Source organism: Yeosuana sp. (assembly GCF_057126245.1).
The window spans coordinates 1-2,125 of sequence record NZ_DBNGMQ010000026.1; the positions used below are offsets into that span (position 1 = coordinate 1).

4 protein-coding genes are annotated in these 2,125 nt (G+C 29.6%); all 4 read left to right on the top strand.

Annotated features, from left to right (window positions below):
* Positions 1 to 188 (top strand): hypothetical protein (locus AC15TD_RS02575; protein ID WP_484450578.1); only part of this gene is annotated, 188 nt, incomplete at its 5' end.
* 180 nt (positions 189 to 368) lie between these two features.
* Complete coding sequence (locus AC15TD_RS02580; RefSeq protein WP_484450579.1) at positions 369 to 698, top strand: cupin domain-containing protein; 330 nt, start codon at positions 369 to 371, stop codon at positions 696 to 698.
* Positions 699 to 708: 10 nt separating this feature from the next.
* Complete coding sequence (locus tag AC15TD_RS02585) at positions 709 to 939, top strand: hypothetical protein (RefSeq protein WP_484450580.1); 231 nt, start codon at positions 709 to 711, stop codon at positions 937 to 939.
* A gap of 582 nt (positions 940 to 1,521) precedes the next feature.
* Positions 1,522 to 2,125: right-handed parallel beta-helix repeat-containing protein (locus AC15TD_RS02590; RefSeq protein WP_484450581.1), on the top strand; the 604-nt coding region annotated here is incomplete at its 3' end.

Here is a 2,125-nt window from a genome sequence, read left to right on the forward strand (position 1 = left end):
TTTATTTATACTATAAAACTGTAACCTTTAAACGTAAAGTGGCGTTTTGGTCTTTGGTTGTTGTTTTTTTATTGATTCATTTTATGAATATGTTTGGCCCACCACCTCCTTCAATTATTGCAGTAGCTTGGTCTGCAAATTTAATGTGGCTATTTGTGTTTTGGGCTTGGTGGATTGAAAAGAAGTAGCACTTTGTGAATTTTATGTGCAAAAAAATCAATAATTTATCCTGCTATTGTATGTCTTAACCCTAAAAGTTCAAATTAGGCTGAAGACATACATTTATGAACTGTGCAAATATTTATTCGTTTGATAACTTACTTCATTTCATATTAAAAGATTAATTTAAACATTTAAAAGAAAATACTATGTCAAATGAATTTGAGAAAGGAATAATATTTTCCTATAACAAGAGTATTACTTATGCAGAAAAAGCTGTTGTTAGTAAACATATCTTAAAAAAAGAAACAGGGAATATCTCATTATTTGCTTTTGATAAAGACGAAGGATTGAGTGAACATACAACACCTTTTGATGCCTTAGTTTTTATAGTTGATGGTAAAGCTGATATAAAAATAAATGGTGTTTCCAATATTCTTGAAGTAGGCGAAAGCATAATAATGCCGGCAAATGTTCCTCACGCATTAATTGCAGTCGAGAAATTTAAAATGGTATTAACAATGTTAAAGAGCAAATAACATAAATTAAATGACCTTATACGAGTTTAATAGATTAGAACTAAATGAATGTATGGAAGCTGTAAACCAGTACGGTACATTCTTAGACAACTACATTACTAAAGATATTCGCATTAACTGTTATGCCATAGACAAGTTCTTTGTAGAGGTTGTTTATGATGATGAATATAACACTATAACCGAAGAGAGAAGTTTTAAATATGGGCATAGTCTTGATAAGTATGCTCCAAAGTTAAATTAGTTTAAATAAAAAAGGGTGCGAATTAACGCACCACTATTTTTTGATTTATTATGATTAATGATTTATTTATAAATATTATTATTTATTTCTTCTCACGTTATTCCAAGTGAAACTTTTTCTGTTATTATAGGTTCTGCGGATGTGATTGTTTGTTATAGTTGTCATGGTTTCTGGTTTTATAATTGGTTTGTACTAGAAAGACGACATAAGTAAAAATTTGTTACAGTACTACGTAAGAAGAAAAGCTTTTTTAAATACGGACATAGTCTTGATAAGTATTCTGCAAAGTTTTAATTAGTTCCTCTAAGTCTAACACATCAGTTAAAAATAATGTGCCTAATGTTAGTGTTGATGATTTGACCTAAAATATATTAACATATAATAGATTAAGAGTTACAAGAAATTGTAACTCTTTTTTTGCCACAATGCTAATTTTTCAATTGAAGATTAAATTTTTCTGTCAATATAAAAATTTATAAGCTCTGCTGTTATAATTGGACTGATTAATATCATTTCGCATTTTATTCACAAAATATAACTTTAAAACGATCTGCTAGTATTAATTAATATTATTATACCATTATGAAAAAAATTATTTTATTTTTAATCTTTTTGCTTTTTGCAGTTGTTTACACAACGGCCCAAAAGTCAGTTGCATTACATAGCAACGGAACCACAACTATTTTTGGTGGCGATACACCTTTAGTAGATGCCTATGAAGCTTCAATAACTGGCGACACCCTTTATGTATCCGGAGGTAATTTTACAATGCCCGGAACCATTGATAAAGGCTTGGTAATTATTGGAGCGGGTTACCATCCTGAATCTACTGCTGCTACTCAAAAAACGTATATAACTAATACCTCTAATATTTTTCTTGGCGATAACGCCAGTAATTTGTATATGGAAGGGATGGAATTATATAGTGGGTTGTCTAAATCTAGTGGAGTTATAACCGATTTTACATTAATTCGATGTAAAATAAATGGAGGCATAAGTTTTGCAGGATCAGGCGATCCAACCAATGCAACCATTGTACAATGTGATATTGGTGGAACTATTCAATTACAAGGTGTAACCTATTCCTTGATTTCTAATTGCATTTTGAGAGGCAGATTAGATTATTCAAACAATAATATTGTTAAAAACAACATTTTTTTATATGTAAATAGTAGTAATGCTCCTA